Below are 21,078 nucleotides of genomic sequence, written 5' to 3' on the forward strand. Positions count from 1 at the left end.
GCGAGCAATGCATCTGCATATCTTGGGTATTTGTGGCACTTTTATGGGCTCTTTAGCACTTTTAGCTCGTGATTTAGGACATAAGGTAACCGGTTCCGATTTAAACGTTTACCCACCGATGTCTACCCAGTTAGAAAATGCAGGCATTACACTCATGCAAGGCTATGACCGTAGCCATTTACAGCCTCATCCGGACTTGGTTATTGTCGGCAATGCCATGAAACGTGGTATTGATGCTGTTGAATATATGCTAAACGAAGGCCTACCATATATTTCTGGTCCACAGTTCCTTGCCGATCATGTTTTACAAGGTAAACATGTACTTGGTGTAGCAGGTACTCACGGGAAAACAACAACTACGACCATGTTGGCTTGGGTACTTGATCAAGCTGGTTTAAATCCGGGCTTTTTAATTGGTGGTGTTCCACTTGGTTTTAGTGAAAGTGCTCGTTTAGGCGGTGGTAAATACTTCTGTGTTGAAGCCGATGAATATGACTCTGCTTTCTTTGATAAACGTTCTAAGTTTGTTCACTATCACCCAAAGACGGCGATTTTAAATAACCTTGAATTTGACCATGCCGATATTTTTGATGACCTAGCAGCGATTCAAAAACAGTTCCATCATCTTGTGCGTACCATTCCAAGTGAAGGCCGTATTATTGCGCCAATTACTGAAACGCATATTGATGAAGTGCTTGAAATGGGTTGCTGGACACCAGTGATTCGTACAAGTTTAGAAGCGAATGAAAAAGCAGCTTTATCTGCCGAACTAATTTCAATTGATGGCAGCCATTTTAAAGTACTCGAAAATGGCAATGTCGTTGGCGAAGTGAAATGGAACATGACAGGGCAACATAGTGTAGCGAATGCTTTGGCAACAATTGCAGCCGCTCAGCATGTGGGTGTGGCTCTTGAACAAGCTTGTGAAGCTTTGTCTAACTTTGGCGGCGTAAAACGCCGTATGGAGTTACTCGGCACAGTTAATGGTATTGAGGTTTATGATGACTTCGCTCACCATCCAACAGCAATTGACACGACTTTAGATGGCGCACGCAAACGCTTAGGTGAACGCCGTTTATGGGCCATTATTGAACCACGTTCAAACACCATGCGCATGGGCAGTCATAAAGATGGCTTAGCACATTCAGCACGCTTAGCAGACGAAGTGATCTGGTATCAGCCAGAAGGCTTAGATTGGGATTTACAACCTGTAATTGAAGCTGCTTCTAACCACGCTCAAGTAAGCCGTTCACTTGATGAAATTATTGAGCGTATTGTCAATGAAGCAGGTGAGGGCGATGCCGTTGTGATTATGTCTAATGGTGGTTTCGGTGGCTTACATCAAAAATTAATGAGCGCATTAAAAGCAAAAGCTGCTTAAATTTCGCTTTAGATGATTCAATAAAAAATGGGTTTCAAATTGAAACCCATTTTTTTATCAGTGACTTTTAAAGCTTTTCTGGCTCTATATTGGCCATAAATTTATTAGAAACCATTAAACGTAAACTATAGACAATGCCCATCGCAAAAACGCTATATCCCACGTTATTACAAATAAACGGAATACATAAAATAATGAGCGCTGTGATTGGATAAAACCATTTCGTGATTCCAGATAAGCATTGAAACTCATAAAGTATCCAAATACAGGTGGTATAAAGCACCACACTCACCGCAACAACTATTCCCATATATAAATCAGAAATATGCGCATGATGGGTTGTAACATCCACGGCAGCAGCAAGCGCAGCACCTACCGCAGCAATACTGACAAAAACAAAATAATGACCGTATCCCCAAACAAATGGGCGCACACCTTTAATATGATGATGTTGTTCACTACGGTCAAAATAAGCCCACCACATTGCGAACATCAACATCAATCCACCGACCATTAAGAAAATAGCAGGGATATTCATTGATTGAGCGGCTAAAGCATCACGTATGGCATTAAAACTACCGACAATCGACTCACCCAACACAATAATTGTGAGTAGGGCATAACGTTCTACAATATGATGAGGATGCCACGGCGTTGGTGAATATTTTTCTGCATAGATTGGAACAAATAATTCCACGACAACCAGAAATAAAAATAGAGGTATTGAAAGTACATGAGCAAAGTTAGCGACAAGCCAGCCAATTTGTACTAAGACTATACCTATTGCATAGCGATAAGCCGTAACTCGCCGTTCAGGATCATGTTTTGCTGCTCTGAGCCACTGAGTCACTAAGGCCATGCGCATGATCACATAACCGATAATGATTACATCAAAATCCTGACTACGAAATACATCAGGGATACCCGCTGCCATCACCAATGACCCTACAATCTGTACAAAGGTAAGGCATCGATACAATGCATCATCGTTATCGTAAGCAGAAGCAAACCATGAAAAATTCATCCATGCCCACCACAGCGCAAAAAATACCATCAAGTAGCTTGGTAATGCATGCCAGAGGTGATTTTCAATAATTGCATGATGTAACTGCTGACCCGCTGTTGCAATCGCGACCACAAAAATTAAATCGAACAATAATTCGAGTGGAGTCGCTGCTCTATGCTGCTGATCAGGATCTCTTGGGGATAGGGGCCTCAAGCTTAATTTTTTCTGTTTTTCTTGAGTAGTCATAAAATAACGTTCTCGAATAAAGTGCCAACACGTTAACACTTTAATATTAACGCCCAGAACACGCATTAAAAAATATCTAGACCTGCTGTTTAATCTTTACTCACAAACAAACTATATTTCATTTTTGTGACAATTCTTTATCAAGATAACAGGCTTAATTCTTTATCATAGCCCACGTTTTTTGTTCTTGTTTGGAATATGAATGTCTTTAGAAACACTCAACCTTAGCTTATTCCATGTGATTAATGGGGCTCAGGATGCGAGTCAATTTATCATTCGTCTTGCTATCTTTTTTGCTAATGATCTCCTCTATATTCTCTTATTCATCCTTACATTTTTATGGTTTTATGGCGATCAAGATTTAAAAAATAGGGTCATTAAATCTGTCTTTTTAACCTGCGTATCGCTTTTAGTCGGTTACGTTATTTCTCTGTTTTACCATCACGCAAGACCGTTTGTCATGGGTGTGGGTACGACTTTTATTGAACATGCACCAACGGCATCTTTTCCAAGTAATCATATGCTGATTTTTAGCACCATTGCTTTATCTTATTTGTTTGCTCAGCGCAAAATAATTGGAATTATCCTTATATTTTTATCATTTGTAGTGGCGTGGTCACGTATTTATTTAGGTGTGCATTTCCCTTTAGACATGTTAGGGGCTTTTATTGTCGCACTACTAGTCAATACAGCAGGTTATTACTTCTGGAATGCTTACGGTACAAGTTTGACCGCATTCTGTATTCACCTTTATCAAATTATATGCAAACCACTTTTAGACCGCGGTTTGATTAAATAACCCATAGATCTTTTTGGCATTCAAACCACGACATTAAGTTCAGTTGCGTAATACAAAAAAATCTGCCATTCTATGTGGACTTGGATATGTTTTATCCAAAAAAGAATTTAGTTTGACAAGGGGAGTAGCCTCCTCCAAACATAACAGCAATGTTATGTGTCAGATATCGTCAATACGCTTTTATTAAAAAGTCGGTATCTGAGCATCGTGAAATTCATGGTGTAGGCAAGACCTTGATCATGTTGATACAGATGTTTAATTCATCTGGCAACTGGTCGAGGTTTTTTTATGCCCAATTGCCGGATGTATGGAGGATTTATGGAATCGATCGGCAATTTATGGCTGTACATAGCATTCTTTGGCATAGTCATTGTGATGCTCCTGATTGACTTTTTAGGCTTTAAGCAAAAGCAAGGTCAGGATGTCTCAATTAAGCAAGCTGCTTACTGGAGTGTGGCGTGGGTAAGCGTCGCAGCCCTATTTGGCGGTGGTTTATGGCTTTACCTACAACAAACAGTTGGGGTGACCTTAGCAAACCAAAAAACTATGGAATACTTTGCGGGTTACTTACTCGAAAAGTCCCTCGCAATTGACAACGTTTTCGTCTGGTTAATGATTTTCGCAGCGTTTGCTATTCCAGCTGCACTACAACGTAAAATTTTGCTCTACGGCGTATTAGGTGCCATCGTACTGCGTACCCTCTTTATTTTTATTGGTGCATGGTTCGTTCAAGAGTTTTCTTGGGTACTTTATATCTTCGGTGCGTTTTTGGTATATACAGGCTTTAAGTTCTTAAAAGGCCAAGATGAAGAAACCAATATTGAAGATATCAAGCTCTTAAAATGGTTACGTAACCATATGCGTATTACACCACAGCTTGAAGGTGACAAATTCTTTGTACGTCAAAACGGTTTATTGTGGGCAACGCCGTTATTTCTAGTTTTGATTTTGGTTGAAGCTTCGGACGTGATTTTCGCAGTAGATTCTATTCCTGCTATTTTCGCGGTAACTAGCGACCCGTTTATTGTTTTAACGGCGAACTTAATGGCAATTTTAGGTTTACGCGCAATGTTCTTTTTACTTGCTGGCGCTGCGACTAAATTGCATTACTTGCCATACGGCTTAGGCATCATTTTATTGTTCATTGGTGCGAAAATGTTGTTGCTTGATGTATTCCACATGCCAATCTGGATCTCGTTAAGCTTTATCGTAATAGTATTAGCAATCACTGCTTACCTTTCTTTACGACACAACAAAAAGCAATTGCAGTCTTAATTCATCACAACAAGGCATCTACACGTGAGATGCCTTGTTATCTAAATTTTAAAAATAGACTGTACTTTAAAAAAACAGATTAATATTATATGCCAACTTAAAATTTATCTTTCCTAATCAGAAACATAATAGATAACAGCTATTCGGTATTTTATGCCGAACATACTTATTAAAATGTGTGGAGTCTCATGCGTTCTAAAAAAATTAATCTTGTCGTTGTCCCTCTATTACTCACGGCATGTAGCCATAATGATGGTCCTTTAGTACAAGACGTATATAACAACCAATATGACTGTGCTCGCGACTGGAATACCCAAACCTGTGAAGAAGAAAATAGCTCCAGTGGACATGGTTCTAGCTATGTTAGTAGTCGCTATTTAGGGCCTGCGTATTATCAAAATAATCGGGAAGTTTCTTACCACGGCAATACCTTACATCCTTACAGCAATTTGAGTGTAGGCCGACCAATTATTTCAAGTACAGCGAAAAGTTCGTCTTTTTCATCCCCAATTCGTGGTGGTTTTGGCCGTAGCGGTTTTTCTTTCGGCGGCTAAGTCTTTAGGCATTCACTGAATATGAAAAGAAAAATATTTACTCCACGACCAGACTGGCAAGTGGAGCATCAAAATATTGGTTTTGATTATTTTAATTTACCTTCTCTTGATGGCTCAATTTACTGGTCTGAAGGAGTTGCTTATGAGTTTACCCTTAAGCAGATTGAACAACTTGAAGATGCAGCAAATGAACTGCATCAGATGTGTTTAGCAGTAGTAGGAGACCTCATTCAACGGGGAAACTATCCTGCTTATTTTCAAATTCCTGAAGTTGCCATAAACCATATTGAACATTCATGGAAACAAAATGCCCCTATGCTGTATGGCCGTTTTGATTTCGCTTACGATGGGCGAAATATCAAAATGCTGGAATATAACGCCGACACGCCGACTGGCTTACTCGAAGCCTCTGTGGCGCAGTGGCTGTGGATAGAACAAGTCTCAGGCATTGCAAACCGAGATCAATTCAATAGCATTCATGAAGACCTGATTAAACGCTGGAAGACAATTTTACCGCGTGGTAGCCATGTGCATTTTGCTGCTTGTCAGGAAGCTGGAAGGGAAGACTGGGGAAATCTCGAGTACTTGATGGATACCGCTTATCAAGCTCATCTACAGGTTTCCGAGCTTTCTATGGAAAACATAGGTTGGAACGGGCAAGACTTTGTCGATCTTCATAATCAGCCCATTCAAAACATATTTAAGCTCTACCCATGGGAATGGATCTGGGAAGAAGCCTTTTCTCAATATATCCATCCACAAACACAGTGGATTGAACCTTGCTGGAAAATGTTACTTTCAAATAAAGCGATTTTGGTTGAGCTTTGGAAGCGTTATCCAAACCATCCAATGTTGGTCGAAACCCATACCTATGACCCGCAACAAGCGTTGTCTGGCAAATGGGTGAAAAAGCCGATTTTGGCAAGGGAAGGGGCCAATATTCGAATTTTACAAGATGGTCATGACCAAGGCTCAGCTTCTGGTAGCTTTCATTTTGATGACTATGACAAATATGGTTATGTCGTACAGAAATGGGTAGATACCCCATTATTTTCAGGGCAACTACCTACACTCGGTTTATGGATGGTTGGACATCAATGTTCAGGCATGTCTATTCGTGAAGATTGCTATGACATTATTGGTAATGATGCTCACTTTGCAGCACATTATTTTGTCGAGTAATAAATGCCTAGAGGTATTTTAAAAAGCACTGTTTAGGTGCCTTTTTATTGTGCCTTCCACGCGGTCAATCAGTGCATTTTACGTATATAGCGAATAATGAACTTTAGTTTCTAAAGCTAAATTAGAACAAAAATTCAAAAACACAATAATATAAATTTATGTATTTTAATAATTTTTCCTTATTTTCTTTATTAAAAATCAATATTGGCAAGCTCTTTGCATCTCCTAAAAAGAAAAAAGCCTAGATTTTAAGGGCTCGCGAGAGCCCTAATTTTTTTAAGGAGTGATGCCATGAATGCGATTCCAACTTTAACGCCCCTTGCCATGCCGTGTAACAGCAGTTTTGAAGCAAAAGATTGGGAAATTTTATCGAACCACTGGTATCCCGTCGCACGTACACAAGATGTCTCTACTGCACCTCAACGAGTCATGCTACTAGACGTCAATATGGCGTTATATAAAACAGAAAGTGGGGAAATTCATCTGGTTCGAGATATTTGCCCACATCGTGGGGTGCCATTAACCAAAGGTTGGGTGGATGGTGAGGAGATTGTCTGCCCTTATCATGGGCTACGCTATAACAGCGAAGGGAAATGTACTCAAATACCAGCTCAGCCCGAACTAACTAAAATTTCTGATCGTTTTTCTCTGACCAAATTTCCAGTTGTACAAAGATATGGTCTCATTTGGACCAGTATTCATGGTCGTGATATTGTTAAAGCTAATATTCCTATATTAGATACTTGGGACCACGCAGAGCATCAATCAATTTTACCGCCTTTCGTCGATATTGGTGGTTCTAGCGGACGTCAACTTGAAGGGTTTATCGATGTCGCTCATTTTGCGTGGGTACATCACAATGCCTTTGCAAATCGCGATAATCCCATCGTCCCTAAATATCACACTGAACGTACCGACTATGGTTTAAAAACGGTCTATATCAGCAATGTCAGTAATTATCCGCATGAACTAAAACATCTCGAACCAGAAGGTTTTTTATGGAAGCGTACTTTTGAGGTTTATCCACCTTTTTCAGCCGTGCTCACGGTCGATTTTCCAGAAGGCGGGGTCTTAAAAATCTTGAATGCCTGTTGCCCTATTTCAAGCAATAAAACCCGTTTATTTGTTCCACTCACCCGTAACTTTGACCAAACAGGCGATTTAGAAAAAGTATATGCATTTAATGCGCAAATTTTTGCCGAAGACCAAGAGATGGTCGAATCACAAAAACCAGAAGAACTGCCGCTTGATTTAATGATGGAAGCACATTTTGAAGCAGACCGTTCATCAACAACTTATCGACGGATTTTGGCTGAATGGGGACTAAGTAAACGTTATACCGTTTAAATATTGGCTAACTGGGGTACAATCAATCGAAAAAAGTGAAAATATAAAGGCTTTCCATGTCATTGATCGCAAATACCACCGTTGTGCGTGGTCGTTTTTTAGATATCCAGCAAACCGTCTCTGAGCCAACTGATATTCCAAATCAAGTGCGTTATTTAGAAGATGGCGTATTGGTTAGTGAACATGGAAAAATCAAATGGTTTGGTGCATGGGAAGACGCTCAGGCGCATCTACCTGCTGGGGTTGAGATTCAACATTATCCAGAACAATTGATTGTACCTGGCTTTATTGATACCCATATTCATTTCCCGCAAACAGAAATGGTTGGAGCATACGGCGAACAACTTTTAAGCTGGCTCAATACCTATACTTTTCCCACTGAAATCCAGTTTCAGGACAAAGCATATGCAAGTGAAATTGCCCAGTTCTTTGTTCAAGAGCTACTGAAACACGGTACAACCACAGCACTGGTTTTCTGTACAGTTCACCCCGAGTCTGTTGATGCCTTATTTGAAGCCGCAGAACACGTTCAGATGCGTTTAATTGCTGGTAAGGTACTCATGGACCGCCATGCACCTGAAGCGCTTTGTGATACGCCAGAAACGGCTTACAGCGACACCAAAGCACTGATTGAGAAATGGCATGGTAAGGGCCGTGCTCTCTATGCGATTACTCCACGTTTTGCACCAACGTCTACACCTGAACAGTTAGAAAGAGCAGGGCAGTTAAAACAAGAATTTCCAGATGTTTATGTACATACCCATTTAAGTGAAAACAAAGATGAAATCGCTTGGGTGAAATCTTTATTTCCTGAACAAGCTGGCTATTTAGATGTTTATCAACATTATGGCTTGACTGGTAAACGTTCTGTATTTGCGCATTGCGTTCACTTAGAAGATCAAGAATGGCAATGTATGCATGATACGCAATCGGCTATCGCATTTTGTCCAACATCAAACCTGTTCTTAGGCAGTGGTTTATTCCCATTGAAAAAAACATGGGAAAAACAAGTGAAAGTGGGCTTGGGTACAGATATCGGTGCTGGTACATCATTTAGTTTACTGCAAACCGTTAACGAGGCTTATAAGGTTCAGCAGTTACAAGGTGATAAACTTTCAGCTTATGAAGCGCTTTATCATGCAACCCTAGGCGGAGCAAAAGCGCTTGATTTGCAAGATCAGTTAGGCAACTTCAACGTCGGTAAAGAAGCAGACTTTGTGGTACTAAATCTTAAGCCAACAGCATTACAGGAACTTCGCCAGTCTAAATCCAAATCTGTTGAAGATTCACTGTTTGCATTATTCACTTTAGGTGATGACCGTAATATTGAGGCGACTTATATTTATGGAAACCGTGCTTATCAAAAAGAAACAGCCAAATAAAAAAGGCATTGTTAAGTTTTTGTTATTATTTGGAATATGCGCTCTTGCATTAAAGCGTGATCGACATAATCCGCAAAATGATAAAATTTCACAGCCATCAAAGGGTGCATGAAACGTCATTTTGCTTTAAAATTTTACCATTAACTCAGATTTTCGAGGTGTTGCAGGTCAACACCTTTTTTATTTTTTCTTTTATATCTTGTAGGAATCTGCCATGACTGTTGCAATGAGCATCATGATTTCAACCGAAGAAATTCAAGCAAAAGTCAAAGAGCTCGGCGAGCAAATTAACGCTCACTATGCAAATAGTGATAAAGAATTAGTTCTTATTGGACTACTTCGTGGTTCTGTTATTTTCATGGCAGACTTGTGCCGTACAATTACCAAACCGCATGAACTCGACTTCATGACAGTGTCTAGCTACGGCGGCGGTACGACTTCAAGTCGAGATGTTAAAATCTTAAAAGATCTTGACGGTGAAATTCGCGGTAAAGATGTATTGGTGGTTGAAGACATTATCGACTCAGGCAATACCTTAAGCAAAGTCGTTGAAATGTTGCAAACTCGCGAGCCAAATTCAATCCAACTCTGCACATTAGTGAGTAAACCGTCTCGCCGTGAAATTGATCTTGAAGTTAAATTTTTAGGTTTTGAAGTAGAAGACAGATTCATTGTGGGTTACGGCTTAGACTACGACCAAAAATATCGCCACTTACCTTTTATTGGTGAAATTGGTTTATAAATTTCAGAGAAATAGCACCGCAAGGTGCTATTTTTTTATATAAAACCTTAGCTTTGAACAAAAAAGACACAAAAAGTCGCAATCTGCTACAGACAAAATAGACAGCTCTACCGCACGATAGAATATGAAGCAAAATCATTAACTTCATCAAAAAAACAACTGGAGAACAAATATGTGGTCACTTATTGTCGCTATTGTAGTTGGTTTCTTTGCTGGCTTAATCGCTCGTGCTTTGCATCCTGGGGATGATAAAGCAGGTTTCATCGTAACTACCTTGATTGGTATTGCAGGTTCACTTCTAGCTACTTATGGTGGTCGTTTACTTGGACTTTACGGCGAAAACTCAGCTGCAGGCTTTATCGCATCCGTGATTGGTGCCATCGTTATTCTTTTTATCTACAACTTGATTGCACGAAAAAGCTAAACCTTAATTCATTTATAAAAAAAGCACCTTATGGTGCTTTTTTTAATTTATTTTAAAGACCTAACTCTTTCCATACGGCCTGAATTTCTTCAGCAGAGCGTGCGCCAACCAGTTTGAAACCATTCGCAAAAATTAGGGTAGGGGTGCCGTTAAAGCCGAGTTTTTTTCCTAATTCTAAATTACGGTCAATTGGGTTTGCACAGCTCGTAACTGTTGGTTTAACACCTTGCTGAATCAGTTTTTTCCATGAGTAAGATTGATTTGGTGCACACCAAACTTGTCTAGAAACCACAATAGACTGAGGTTTTAAAGGATAGATGAACGTATAAATAGTTACATCTTTAAGCTTATCGAGTTCAGGTTCAAGCTGCTTACAATAAGGACAATTTGGATCAGAAAATACTGCTAAAACATGTTGGCCATTACCTTTGACTGTTTTAATCGCATCTTTTAAAGGCAGTTGTTTCCAATCAATTGAGTTCTGTCCTAAAACTAGATCTTTAGTTAAGTTCTTCTGGTCTTTTAACCGAATCATAGAGCCTACAAACATATGTTGCCCATCTTCACCAACATAAATGATTTGCTGATCAAGATTAGCGCTATATAGCCCAGGCATTTCAGTTTTCTGAATATTGCTAATTTTCAAATTAGGATATTGTTTTTTAATATTTTCCCTAACAGTATCTACATTAGCGAAACTCACACTTGTAGTTAGGCTAAATAACGCCAATATTCCTAATTTTTTAAGCATAAAACTGACTCATAGGTAGGAGAGGAGATCATTTTAATCAGTTCAGCTTTTTAAAACAGAACTGATTACCGAGTTATAACCAAACTTCCACTCATTTATGCCAATGTTTCACGTGGAACATAAATACGTTTTAGAGTATTAATTTCTACAGATATATGCACGATTTCATCATGAATGGACAAAGCATGACGAATCTGATCTGCGGTTAAAGAAATATCATCAGTTTCGAGTGCCAAAATACAAGAAAACTTACCTTTCGCGACTTTCCAGACATGAATATCCGTAATTTCAATATATTTAGGAAACTCAGCAATGACTTCACGGATCTCTTCAACTACCGGATGATCCATTTCTGCGTCTAAAAGGGTTTTTCCTGTCTCTTTCATTAATCCCAGAGACCATTTTGCAACCAAAATAGCACCTAAAATTCCTAAAAGTGCATCTAAAAAATCCCATCCGAAATACTTACCTGCGAAAAGCGCAATAATTGCAAAAACAGAAGTTACTGCATCTGCAACCACATGTAAAAATGCAGCTTTTTGGTTTAAATCATGATGATGCCCATGATCATGTTCGTGATGGTGATGGTGATGGTGATGGTGATGGTGATGGTGATGGTGATGGTGCCCATCATCGTGAAGTAACCATGCACAAATCAAGTTAATGACCAAACCTAAAATTGCAATCGGAATCGCTTCATTATAAAAAATTTCAACTGGATTAAATAAACGTTGTATCGACTGAAACGCCATAAAAATGGCGACAACCATCAACAAAATTGCACTGCTATAACCCGCTAAAATCTCGATTTTCCAAGTTCCGAAACTAAACCGACGATCTTTAGAATAATGACGAGCCGCGCGATAGGCAAAATAGGCTAAACCGAGAGCCAACATATGGGAACTCATATGCCAACCATCAGCCAGAAGCGCCATTGAATTGAAAAACCATCCACCGAATATTTCTAAAACCATCATGGATGCCGTTAAAATCGTTGCAATCAAAATACGTTTTTGTGCAAGTGGATTTCCTTCATCAAACTGATGTTGATGATGACGTGATACACTATGATCCTGCATAATATTTAAACCCAATATACTCCCTACCAGTATATTGAATTATACAAGAGAACACAGATGAGTCACATTGGTCAGGATAAAAAAATAGTTAATCGTGTAAAACGACTAAAAGGACAAATCAACAGCATTGAGCATGCTGTTGAACAGCCAGATATTTCATGCATAGAAATACTACAACAAGTTGCTGCAATTAAAGGGGCAATAAACGGTTTGATGAGTGAATTAATGGAACAGCATTTACATCACCACGTGCTCAAAGACGCACAAGTTGATCAAAATGAGCTAGATGAGTTTTTAAAGGTTTTAAAAAGATACGGTTAACAAAATGACTGAATGACACAGCCATGTGCATCATTCAGAATTTTGTAATTATTTTCCAATACAGAATGAACCAAAAATCTTGCCTAATAAGTCATCGGCACTAAAGTCACCAGTAATTTCACCTAAAGCATTTTGGGCAAGACGTAGTGACTCAGCAACCAGTTCACCTGCGTTAAATACAACAAGTTGCTCGCGTGCTTCTGAAAGATAGAGCTGCGTGCGCTTCATTGCGTCTAAATGACGTGTTCTTGCAATAAAGGTGTCTTCCTCAGGGTGGAAGCCTGCATGCGCTGTAATCGCGTCTACGAGGACTTGTACGCCCATCTCTTGTTTTGCAGAAACAGTTATATGACGGAACCCTTGAAAATCGCTTATTTCAGCTAATTGTCCAGTTAAATCGCATTTATTACCAATTAACATTAAACGACGCGGTTCAATATGTTCAGCAAAATACTCTTGAGCGAGTTTTAATGGGTCATCACCTTGATTTAAATCATAAACCAGCAATAACAAATCAGCTTGTTCAATTTCTTTGATTGCACGACGAATCCCTTCTTTTTCAACGATGTCACCTGTTTCACGAAGACCCGCTGTATCTGTTAAGGTGATTGGTAGACCATTTAAGCTAATTTTTTCATGTAAAACATCACGAGTAGTACCTGCAATATCGGTCACAATTGCACGCTCAACACCAGCAAGTGCATTTAACAAGCTCGACTTACCCGCATTTGGTTTACCCGCAATAACGACTTGCAAACCTTCACGTAATAATTGACCTTGTCGTGCAGAGGTTTGAACAGCATGTACCGACTGCTGAACATCTTCAAGTAAAGCTAAAATTTTACCATCTGCCAAGAAATCGATTTCTTCTTCAGGAAAATCAATTGCTGCTTCAACATGCAAGCGTAAATGAATCAGTTTTTCTAAAACAGTATTAATTTTTGTTGAAAAAGCGCCTTGTAAAGAGCGAACCGCAGAGCGTGCCGCAGCTTGCGAAGTCGCATCAATCAAGTCGGCAATCGCTTCCGCTTGTACCAAGTCCATCTTGCCATTTTCAAAAGCACGCATGGAAAATTCGCCGGCTTTTGCAGCAATTGCACCAAGCTCAAATAGACGTCCAAGCAAGGTATTTTGGATGACTGGACCGCCGTGACCTTGTAGCTCTACAACATCTTCACCTGTAAACGAGTGAGGATTGGGAAAGCATAGAACAATCCCTTCATCCATAATACTGCCATCAGCATCATAAAATTTACGGAAACCCGCCATACGCGCTTCTGGCAAGTTTTTTTGTGTCAGGTTTTGAGCAATTTCATAAGCCTTAGGTCCAGATAGGCGAATCACGCCCACACCACCACGCCCAGGTGGCGTTGCAATTGCGGCAATCGTGGTTTGACTTTGCATATTATTCACCTAAAAACCTAAAATCCAGCCAAAGAAAAATCCGCCTAAGATTACCATCTTAAGCGGATTTATTCAGCAAAAGTTCAACGATTAAGAAGCTGATTCAGTCTTATTGATACGACTTTTCTCAACGCTCTTATTAATAAACGACTGCTGTAAAATAGTAATACTGTTGTTCACAATCCAGTACAGTACGAGACCGGCAGGGAAGAACAACATAAATACCGTGAACATAATCGGCATAATGCGGAACACTTTTGCCTGCATTGGATCAGCGGGTTGCGGGTTCAACATTTGCTGTGCAAACATGGTAGCACCCATGATTAACGGCAAGATGAACCAAGGATCCATTGCTGACAAGTCTTGAATCCAACCTAACCATGGTGCGTGACGTAATTCCACACTTTCCATGAGTACCCAGTACAAAGCAAGGAAAATTGGCATTTGTAGCAACAATGGTAAACAACCTGAAAGTGGATTTACTTGTTCACGCTTGTATAAAGCCATCATTTCTTGCGAGAAGCGCATACGGTCTTCACCGAACTCTTCTTTCATGCGTTGCATTTCTGGTGCAATCACACGCATTTTCGCCATAGAACGATAACTTTTTGAAGATAAAGGCCACAAGATCATCTTCACCATAATGGTAAGCAAGATGATTGACCATCCCCAGTTGCCCACAATGCTATGGAAGAATTGAAGACCTAAGAACAAGAGTTTAGCAATCGGCCATAACCAACCATAATCAACAGTCTGATTTAAACCAACAGCTAAATCTTTTAATTCAGATTGTACTTTCGGACCTGAATAAAGTTTTGCATCCACTTCCATTGAAGTGCCTGCCGGAACATTAATCACTGGTGAGGTAAAACCAATGATATTCATGTGATCAGCAGATTGACGAGATTCAAGCTTAGCTACATAAGGCTGACCATTAGCTTGAGTCAGCTTAAGGTTTCCAGGAATCCAAGCACTTACAAAATAATGCTGAACAATCGCAACCCATCCACCTTTAGCTTCAGTATTTACTTTTTCTTCTGAGAAATTAGCAAATTTAAGCTTGTTGTAATGTGCATCAGGCGTTCCCCAAGCTCCACCTAAGAAAGTTCCTAGAGTGAAAATACCTTGAGAAGATTTACCTGGATCTTCAGAATTATCGCGCTTTAATTGTCCAAACATCTGACCTTGCCAGCTTTGTTGGCTACGGTTAATGACTTGATGTTTTACAACAATTGGATATTGACCTTGAGTAAAGGTAAAAGTTTTAATAATTTCAACGCCTTCAGGTGTTTTAAATACCATTGGAACGTTTAAAACTTTTTCAGATTGACCCTTTTGGTCCTGTACACCTTTAGCATCAGCCAAAGTATATGATGTCTTTTCAACAGCATATAATGGACGACCACCACGACTACTATCTGGTCCATTCAAACCAATTAAGCCAGATTGAGCAACATATGTACGCTTGGCATCATTTTCAAGCATAACAAAAGGTTGATCGCTGTCTTTGCTTTTGTCGTGTGAGAGTAATTCAATACGAACAATATCACCACCTTTTGGATTAATCCAAATATGGTAAAGGTCAGTTTGTACTGAAATAAGCTGTTGATTCACAGGTGCAGTTGCATCTGTGGTTTGTGACTGCGCAATATTTGCTTGTGGCACATCGGAAGCCACTGTTGCATTTTTAGCATTTGGCAAATCAGCAGATACTTCATGCGAACTTACAGCTGCCGCTTGTTGTTGCGGAGCAGTTGCAGCATTTCCATAATCTTTTTGCCAAGCCAAAATGAGCAAATATGCGGTGACAAACATGGCCCCGAGAATTGCAAACCTGGCCCATTGTTGCATATCTATTACCCCAAATGGTTAGAGAGATTTTGCTTCAGTAAACGATCACGAAAGGGTACAGCAACATGATGCGTTTGAGAATCTATTTGATGAAACGAAATAAAACGAATTGCTTTTGGCGGTACCGGATCATATCCAGATCCTCCCCACGGATGACAACGACATATCCGTTTAGAAGATAACCAAACGCCTTTTATCGCACCATGAGTTTGCAATGCTTCTATCGCATATTGGGAACAAGTCGGGATATAACGACAACGGGGTCCAAGAAGCGGACTAATCGCAATTTGATACAGTCGAATCAACCAACGTAGAAAACGGACCATTGGCTATCTCTTAATTCTGCGAGGTTGTGCCAACTTTAGAATGTTTTTTTGCTAAGCGCTGTAATTTTTGCCAAGCAAAGTCTAATTGTTGATATAGCTCAGCATTCGTAATCGTTTCTATACCAACTTTCGGCATCACCACAACATCTATGTCTGATCCAAAATTCGGCTGATGTAGACGAAAGCTCTCACGAGCAAGACGTTTTATTCGATTTCTTTCATGCGCTCGGCGCACTTTTTTCTTAGCAACAACAATACCCAAACGGCTTTTAGGCTGTTCGGTTAATTTTGCAAGAAATAAAAAATGGGGTTGATGCACTTTAAAAAGCGCACCATCAAATACACTTTTATAATCTGCAGCACAGCGTATTCGCACGTCTGTGCTAAAACTGTAAAGTGTCATCACACCCAAGTCTGGTCAGCGTAACAGTATTAAACAGTTAAGCTATGACGACCTTTTGCACGACGACGAGCTAATACTTGACGACCAGCTTTAGTTGCCATACGAGCACGGAAACCATGAACGCGTTTACGCTTTAATTCAGATGGTTGGAAAGTACGTTTCATATTGAAACTCCCAAAAATGATCTTTCTATAAAGGTCCGCGATTTTATTGTGCAATGTTTACGCTGTCAATGAAAAACCAAGAAAGTTTTGTATTTAACCCAAATTTTTAATCTCTTCTCTTCTTTTTTATCACGGTCATAATTCAGTGCAATATATAGCTTTAAAAGTTATACACAAAGTAATTGTCTATTTTTATTAGAACTTTTAATATATACACACCTTATATACATATTTATCAACAAAACAAGATACCATCTTGGTTTGGATTTGCTGCATTTGAATTTAAATTCATATTTTGCAGTTATCCACAAAAGATCACCGCCCTATTAAATAAATTCAAATTTAGAAATTTAAATTTATTCTTATTAGGGATAACTTTTTCTGTGGATTTCGCACTTTTAAATTTAAAAAACACATATTTGGGTTGTTGATAACTCTGTTTTTACTATATTTATGGATTGTGGATAAGTTTATGTGTTAATTTATCCACAGGTTGTGCAAAAAGTTATACACAAGCCATTTTGAATTTAAATTTATTCACAAGAGATTTCTTTTTAGACAAAATCAACTGAAATCGTCATGACAGATGTGGATAACTTGGTTAGAATGGCGACCCCTTCTCATCAGGAAGGGTTAATCTTTAGATTATTTGAATTTAAAAACGCAGAAATAGGGGATACACATGCTTTGGACAGACTGCTTAACTCGCTTGCGACAAGAGCTCTCTGATAACGTCTTTGCGATGTGGATTCGCCCATTAGTTGCTGAAGAAGTAGAAGGGACACTGCGTCTTTATGCACCTAATCCTTATTGGACGCGTTACATTCAAGAGAACCATCTAGAATTAATTTCTATATTGGCCGAACAGTTATCAGAAGGGCGAGTACGTCAGGTTGAGATTTTAGTTGATTCTCGTCCTGGTAGTATTTTGTCATCAGGTGAGCAGCCAGCAACTACAACTGCTGCTTTGCAAACTGCGCCCCAACAAAGTATTAAAGTAAAAAAAGAACCAGATTCTATTTCCAGTTCACCTACTACTAATAGTGTAGTGAACCCAAAAACACCGAAAAAGAAACTATTAAACCCCCAATTTACTTTTTCTTTATTTGTTGAAGGCCGTTCGAACCAGATGGCTGCTGAAACATGTAGAAAGGTATTAACACAATTAGGTGCTTCACAGCATAACCCTTTATTCTTATATGGTCCGACAGGATTGGGTAAGACTCACTTGATGCAGGCAGTTGGTAATGCTTTATTGCAAGCCAAGCCTAATGCACGGGTGATGTATATGACCTCTGAGAGCTTCGTTCAGGATTTTGTAAGTTCTTTGCAAAAAGGCAAAGTTGAAGAATTTAAGAAAAATTGCCGTTCTTTAGATTTATTGTTGGTCGATGATATTCATCTTTTAGCAGGTAAAGAAGCAAGTTTGGTTGAATTCTTCTATACATTCAATGCATTACTTGATGAATCTAAACAAATTATTTTAACTTCAGATCGTTATCCAAAAGAATTGACCGAGTTAGACCCGCGTTTGGTTTCTCGCTTTTCTTGGGGTCTTTCAGTAGGCGTTGAACCGCCAGATATTGAAACTCGTATCGAAATTCTATTGAAAAAAGCCGAAAATAGCGGCGTTGATTTACCTCGAAATTGTGCATTATTTATTGCCCAACAAGTAGTTGCCAACGTACGTGAACTTGAAGGCGCACTCAATAAAGTCGTCGCAATTTCTCGTTTTAAAGGTGCACCAATTGATCTTGATGTTGTCCGCGAGTCTTTAAAAGATGTGTTGGCAATCCGTGCACGTACAATTAGTGTAGAAAATATCCAACGTGTGGTTAGTGAATATTTCCGTATTCCTTTAAAAGAATTGGTAGGACCAAAGCGGACTCGAATCTATGCGCGACCACGTCAGTTAGCAATGGGACTTGCTCGTGAGTTGACTGGTGATAGTTTTCCCGAAATTGGAATGGCTTTTGGTGGACGTGACCACAGTACAGTCATGCATGCTTGTGAAAAAGTAGTAAGTCTACGTGAAGAAGATCCGATTTTTGACGAAGATTATAAAAATCTATTACGTCTACTCCAGAGTTAATGAAATGATAAGACGTTGTTGCAAAGTCTACGTAAGTGCAGCATAGTACACAGCTAAAAAATGAAATATTTGCTCCAAGTTGCTAGAGGAATGAATCGTGCGTTTGAAAATCGCTAAAGAAAGCTTACTCAATGTTTTATCGCATGTTGTCGGTGCGGTAGAACGTCGTCATACATTGAATATTCTTTCAAACGTCAAAATTCAGACTAATGCTCAGGCACTCACCATTACCGGTTCTGATTTAGAAGTCGAGCTGGTTGCCAGTACTGTTTTAACAGAAGGGGCATGCATTGAAGCAGGTGAAACAACTGTTCCTGCTCGTAAGTTGATGGAAATTTGTAAATCATTGCCTACAGCTGCATTGATTGACTTACAAATTACAGAAGATCAAAGATGTATTTTAAAATCTGGTAATAGCCGTTTTGTATTAGGTACTTTACCGGCAGAAGATTATCCATTATTGACCACTGAAAATAGTCAAGGTACACAAGTACAGGTCACTCAACGTGAGTTAAAGCGTTTATTTGAAAAAACGGCTTTTGCTATGGCCGTACAAGATGTACGTTTCTATTTAACGGGTACTTTATTAGAAATTGATGAAAATCAATTACGTGCAGTAACAACAGATGGTCACCGTTTAGCACTTTGTGAAATTACTGCTTCTTCTACATCATCTCAATTGGTCCAAGCAATTGTGCCTCGTAAAGCTGTTGGTGAATTACAGCGTTTACTTAGCATTGAAGATGAACAATTAACGTTGCTGATTGGTCGTGAATTGTTAAATGTCACAATTAATACGCCAAGCCGTGACAAAGAGCAGGGCGATATCACTGTTCGCTTTACTACAAAGTTGATTGATGGAAAATTCCCTGATTATCGTCGTGTAATTCCACGTGGTGGCGATAAACATGTATTAATTAGCCATGATGTGTTTAAACAATCATTACAACGCGTCGCAATTTTGAGTAATGAGAAGTTACGTGGTGTTTTCTTGAATTTTAATCAAGATTCTTTACAGCTACGTGCAAATAACCCTGAACAAGACGAAGCGATTGAAGATTTAGCGATTCAGTATCAAAACATACCGCTTGAAATGTCATTTAATGCGCAATATTTGCTGGATGTTTTAGGTGTGCTTGATGGTGATGATGTAAATATGAGCATGACTGAGGCAAACCAATCTGTATTGGTTCAAGATCCGGCACATCCTGATCAAACCTATGTCGTTATGCCGATGCGTGTATAATCTGGCTATCTAATATGCATCTTACGCGTTTAAATATTGAACGTGTGCGTAATTTAAAAACGGTTGCACTCCAAGGGTTGCAACCGTTTAACGTATTTTATGGCGCTAACGGTTCAGGAAAAACTTCAATACTGGAAGCAATCCATTTGCTTGCAACAGGGCGGTCGTTCCGTACCCATATACCTAAAAATTATATTCAATACTCTGCTGAAGATGCGATTGTTTTCGCGCAATCTGCAACTGAAAAAATTGGCATGCAAAAGTTGGCCTCTGGTGAGCAGTTGATGAAGGTCAATGGCGATACAGTGGCTACACAAGGACAACTCGCTAAACTGCTTCCTTTGCAGCATATTGATCCACAAAGTACAGATATTATTGACCATGGGGCGAAACCTCGGCGCCAGCTTTTAGATTGGCTGATGTTCCACGTGGAACCTGAATTTTATTTTGCTTGGCAATATTATTCTCGTGCATTAAAGCAGCGTAATACTTTACTTAAAACCAGACGGAATATTTCTCTAGCGGATTTAGAGCCGTGGAATAAAATGTTGAGTGATTATGGTGAAATTTTACACTCTCAGCGTTTAAGTATTGTGGAACAATGGAATGTCTTTTTTCAAAATGATTTAAGTCAATTGCTACCTGATCTAGAGATTGAACTGGAATATAGTCCCGGTTTTCATACAGAGCAGGGACTCATGCAAGACTTGCTGAATCAACACCAAAAAGACATCGAACGACGCTATACCGAATACGGGCCACATCGTGCAGATTTGCGCTTAAAAACCCCGTTTGGACATGCTGATGTAGTTTTATCAAGAGGTCAGAAAAAACTCTTGATTATTGCCTTAAAACTGTCACAAATTGCAATGTTACATGCGAGTAATAAGGAAACTGTGGTATTATTAGATGATCTGACAGCAGAATTAGACTTAACCGCACAACAACGTTTAATTGAACGATTAAGCCAACTTGGTAGCCAGGTTTTTATGACAACTTTAGATCATGCATCGGTAAAAAAACACTTACATGATCTGTCTATTTCATATCAATTATTCAATGTTGAATCCGGTCAAGTTAGTCTTGCTTCACCATAATTTTTT

General features: G+C 39.3%; 21 protein-coding genes. 13 read left to right on the forward strand and 8 right to left on the reverse strand.

Translation table 11 applies throughout. The features are described 5' to 3' along the window. The first annotated feature begins 7 nt into the window (after nt 1–7). Nucleotides 8–1,381: a UDP-N-acetylmuramate:L-alanyl-gamma-D-glutamyl-meso-diaminopimelate ligase gene (gene mpl / locus J536_RS18235; RefSeq protein ID WP_032012823.1), complete on the forward strand. Its 1,374-nt coding sequence runs from the start codon at nt 8–10 to the stop codon at nt 1,379–1,381. Nucleotides 1,382–1,448: 67 nt separating this feature from the next. On the opposite strand, the gene J536_RS18240 is transcribed toward mpl, so the two are convergent. Further along, complete coding sequence (locus tag J536_RS18240; RefSeq protein WP_032057544.1) at nt 1,449–2,699, reverse strand: low temperature requirement protein A; 1,251 nt, start codon at nt 2,697–2,699, stop codon at nt 1,449–1,451. 136 nt (nt 2,700–2,835) lie between these two features. Here J536_RS18240 and J536_RS18245 point away from each other — a divergent pair, with 136 nt between their 5' ends. From J536_RS18245 to J536_RS18285, 8 genes are all read left to right on the forward strand, one after another. Next, nucleotides 2,836–3,432 carry an undecaprenyl-diphosphatase gene (locus J536_RS18245; RefSeq protein WP_032012819.1) on the forward strand — a complete coding sequence of 199 codons (597 nt, stop codon included), beginning with the start codon at nt 2,836–2,838 and terminating at the stop codon, nt 3,430–3,432. Between the two features lie 318 nt (nt 3,433–3,750). Further along, complete coding sequence (locus J536_RS18250) at nt 3,751–4,707, forward strand: TerC family protein (RefSeq protein ID WP_017386224.1); 957 nt, start codon at nt 3,751–3,753, stop codon at nt 4,705–4,707. A 188-nt stretch (nt 4,708–4,895) separates the two neighbouring features. Further along, complete coding sequence (locus tag J536_RS18255; protein ID WP_032012817.1) at nt 4,896–5,261, forward strand: hypothetical protein; 366 nt, start codon at nt 4,896–4,898, stop codon at nt 5,259–5,261. Between the two features lie 21 nt (nt 5,262–5,282). Then, the gene (locus J536_RS18260) at nt 5,283–6,443 is read left to right on the forward strand and encodes a glutathionylspermidine synthase family protein (protein ID WP_032012816.1); all 1,161 of its coding nucleotides are present in this window, start codon (nt 5,283–5,285) and stop codon (nt 6,441–6,443) included. 291 nt (nt 6,444–6,734) lie between these two features. Continuing rightward, complete coding sequence (locus J536_RS18265) at nt 6,735–7,790, forward strand: aromatic ring-hydroxylating oxygenase subunit alpha (RefSeq protein WP_032057545.1); 1,056 nt, start codon at nt 6,735–6,737, stop codon at nt 7,788–7,790. Nucleotides 7,791–7,846: 56 nt separating this feature from the next. After that, complete coding sequence (gene guaD / locus J536_RS18270) at nt 7,847–9,172, forward strand: guanine deaminase (protein ID WP_032057547.1); 1,326 nt, start codon at nt 7,847–7,849, stop codon at nt 9,170–9,172. A gap of 214 nt (nt 9,173–9,386) precedes the next feature. Next, on the forward strand, nt 9,387–9,914 hold the full coding sequence (gene hpt / locus J536_RS18280) for a hypoxanthine phosphoribosyltransferase (RefSeq protein WP_002115408.1): 528 nt from the start codon (nt 9,387–9,389) through the stop codon (nt 9,912–9,914). A gap of 172 nt (nt 9,915–10,086) precedes the next feature. Next, nucleotides 10,087–10,338: a GlsB/YeaQ/YmgE family stress response membrane protein gene (locus J536_RS18285; protein ID WP_002115476.1), complete on the forward strand. Its 252-nt coding sequence runs from the start codon at nt 10,087–10,089 to the stop codon at nt 10,336–10,338. Between the two features lie 52 nt (nt 10,339–10,390). Here J536_RS18285 and J536_RS18290 read toward each other — a convergent pair whose 3' ends face one another. Both J536_RS18290 and dmeF read right to left on the reverse strand, forming a co-directional pair. Continuing rightward, a complete protein-coding gene (locus J536_RS18290; RefSeq protein ID WP_005804888.1) occupies nt 10,391–11,089 on the reverse strand; it encodes a DsbC family protein in 699 nt (232 codons plus the stop codon). A 95-nt stretch (nt 11,090–11,184) separates the two neighbouring features. After that, complete coding sequence (gene dmeF / locus J536_RS18295) at nt 11,185–12,183, reverse strand: CDF family Co(II)/Ni(II) efflux transporter DmeF (protein WP_081404167.1); 999 nt, start codon at nt 12,181–12,183, stop codon at nt 11,185–11,187. A gap of 42 nt (nt 12,184–12,225) precedes the next feature. Here dmeF and J536_RS18300 point away from each other — a divergent pair, with 42 nt between their 5' ends. Further along, the gene (locus J536_RS18300; protein ID WP_009392876.1) at nt 12,226–12,489 is read left to right on the forward strand and encodes a metal/formaldehyde-sensitive transcriptional repressor; all 264 of its coding nucleotides are present in this window, start codon (nt 12,226–12,228) and stop codon (nt 12,487–12,489) included. 48 nt (nt 12,490–12,537) lie between these two features. Here the strand turns inward: J536_RS18300 and mnmE are convergent, their stop codons facing one another. The 5 genes from mnmE to rpmH form a co-directional block, all read right to left on the reverse strand. Next, on the reverse strand, nt 12,538–13,893 hold the full coding sequence (gene mnmE / locus J536_RS18305; protein WP_032012812.1) for a tRNA uridine-5-carboxymethylaminomethyl(34) synthesis GTPase MnmE: 1,356 nt from the start codon (nt 13,891–13,893) through the stop codon (nt 12,538–12,540). Nucleotides 13,894–13,983: 90 nt separating this feature from the next. Then, a complete protein-coding gene (gene yidC / locus J536_RS18310; RefSeq protein ID WP_002115440.1) occupies nt 13,984–15,744 on the reverse strand; it encodes a membrane protein insertase YidC in 1,761 nt (586 codons plus the stop codon). Nucleotides 15,745–15,749: 5 nt separating this feature from the next. Then, nucleotides 15,750–16,070: a membrane protein insertion efficiency factor YidD gene (gene yidD / locus J536_RS0104650; protein ID WP_003656027.1), complete on the reverse strand. Its 321-nt coding sequence runs from the start codon at nt 16,068–16,070 to the stop codon at nt 15,750–15,752. A 10-nt stretch (nt 16,071–16,080) separates the two neighbouring features. Next, complete coding sequence (gene rnpA, locus J536_RS18315) at nt 16,081–16,473, reverse strand: ribonuclease P protein component (protein ID WP_005063921.1); 393 nt, start codon at nt 16,471–16,473, stop codon at nt 16,081–16,083. A gap of 29 nt (nt 16,474–16,502) precedes the next feature. After that, a complete protein-coding gene (gene rpmH / locus J536_RS18320; protein WP_000831329.1) occupies nt 16,503–16,637 on the reverse strand; it encodes a 50S ribosomal protein L34 in 135 nt (44 codons plus the stop codon). 682 nt (nt 16,638–17,319) lie between these two features. Between rpmH and dnaA the strand changes: the two genes are divergently transcribed. The 3 genes from dnaA to recF all read left to right on the forward strand — a co-directional run bounded on the left by dnaA (nt 17,320) and on the right by recF (nt 21,072). After that, complete coding sequence (dnaA, locus tag J536_RS18325; protein WP_002115442.1) at nt 17,320–18,729, forward strand: chromosomal replication initiator protein DnaA; 1,410 nt, start codon at nt 17,320–17,322, stop codon at nt 18,727–18,729. 97 nt (nt 18,730–18,826) lie between these two features. After that, complete coding sequence (gene dnaN / locus J536_RS18330) at nt 18,827–19,975, forward strand: DNA polymerase III subunit beta (protein WP_002115478.1); 1,149 nt, start codon at nt 18,827–18,829, stop codon at nt 19,973–19,975. A 14-nt stretch (nt 19,976–19,989) separates the two neighbouring features. Then, nucleotides 19,990–21,072, forward strand: a complete 1,083-nt coding sequence (gene recF / locus J536_RS18335; RefSeq protein WP_002115479.1) for a DNA replication/repair protein RecF — start codon at nt 19,990–19,992, stop codon at nt 21,070–21,072. The last annotated feature ends 6 nt before the right edge of the window (nt 21,073–21,078 follow it).

The sequence above is a fragment of the Acinetobacter sp. 809848 genome (genome assembly GCF_000581275.1).
Classification (GTDB): Bacteria; Pseudomonadota; Gammaproteobacteria; order Pseudomonadales; family Moraxellaceae; genus Acinetobacter; species Acinetobacter pittii.

Coding starts and splice junctions, on each gene's coding strand:
- mpl (WP_032012823.1), top strand. CDS start 8: ATGCATCTGCATATCTTGGGTATTTGTGGCACTTTTATGGGCTCTTTA.
- J536_RS18240 (WP_032057544.1), bottom strand. CDS start 2,699: ATGCGTGTTCTGGGCGTTAATATTAAAGTGTTAACGTGTTGGCACTTT.
- J536_RS18245 (WP_032012819.1), top strand. CDS start 2,836: ATGTCTTTAGAAACACTCAACCTTAGCTTATTCCATGTGATTAATGGG.
- J536_RS18250 (WP_017386224.1), top strand. CDS start 3,751: ATGGAATCGATCGGCAATTTATGGCTGTACATAGCATTCTTTGGCATA.
- J536_RS18255 (WP_032012817.1), top strand. CDS start 4,896: ATGCGTTCTAAAAAAATTAATCTTGTCGTTGTCCCTCTATTACTCACG.
- J536_RS18260 (WP_032012816.1), top strand. CDS start 5,283: ATGAAAAGAAAAATATTTACTCCACGACCAGACTGGCAAGTGGAGCAT.
- J536_RS18265 (WP_032057545.1), top strand. CDS start 6,735: ATGAATGCGATTCCAACTTTAACGCCCCTTGCCATGCCGTGTAACAGC.
- guaD (WP_032057547.1), top strand. CDS start 7,847: ATGTCATTGATCGCAAATACCACCGTTGTGCGTGGTCGTTTTTTAGAT.
- hpt (WP_002115408.1), top strand. CDS start 9,387: ATGACTGTTGCAATGAGCATCATGATTTCAACCGAAGAAATTCAAGCA.
- J536_RS18285 (WP_002115476.1), top strand. CDS start 10,087: ATGTGGTCACTTATTGTCGCTATTGTAGTTGGTTTCTTTGCTGGCTTA.
- J536_RS18290 (WP_005804888.1), bottom strand. CDS start 11,089: ATGCTTAAAAAATTAGGAATATTGGCGTTATTTAGCCTAACTACAAGT.
- J536_RS18300 (WP_009392876.1), top strand. CDS start 12,226: ATGAGTCACATTGGTCAGGATAAAAAAATAGTTAATCGTGTAAAACGA.
- mnmE (WP_032012812.1), bottom strand. CDS start 13,893: ATGCAAAGTCAAACCACGATTGCCGCAATTGCAACGCCACCTGGGCGT.
- yidC (WP_002115440.1), bottom strand. CDS start 15,744: ATGCAACAATGGGCCAGGTTTGCAATTCTCGGGGCCATGTTTGTCACC.
- yidD (WP_003656027.1), bottom strand. CDS start 16,070: ATGGTCCGTTTTCTACGTTGGTTGATTCGACTGTATCAAATTGCGATT.
- rnpA (WP_005063921.1), bottom strand. CDS start 16,473: ATGACACTTTACAGTTTTAGCACAGACGTGCGAATACGCTGTGCTGCA.
- rpmH (WP_000831329.1), bottom strand. CDS start 16,637: ATGAAACGTACTTTCCAACCATCTGAATTAAAGCGTAAACGCGTTCAT.
- dnaA (WP_002115442.1), top strand. CDS start 17,320: ATGCTTTGGACAGACTGCTTAACTCGCTTGCGACAAGAGCTCTCTGAT.
- recF (WP_002115479.1), top strand. CDS start 19,990: ATGCATCTTACGCGTTTAAATATTGAACGTGTGCGTAATTTAAAAACG.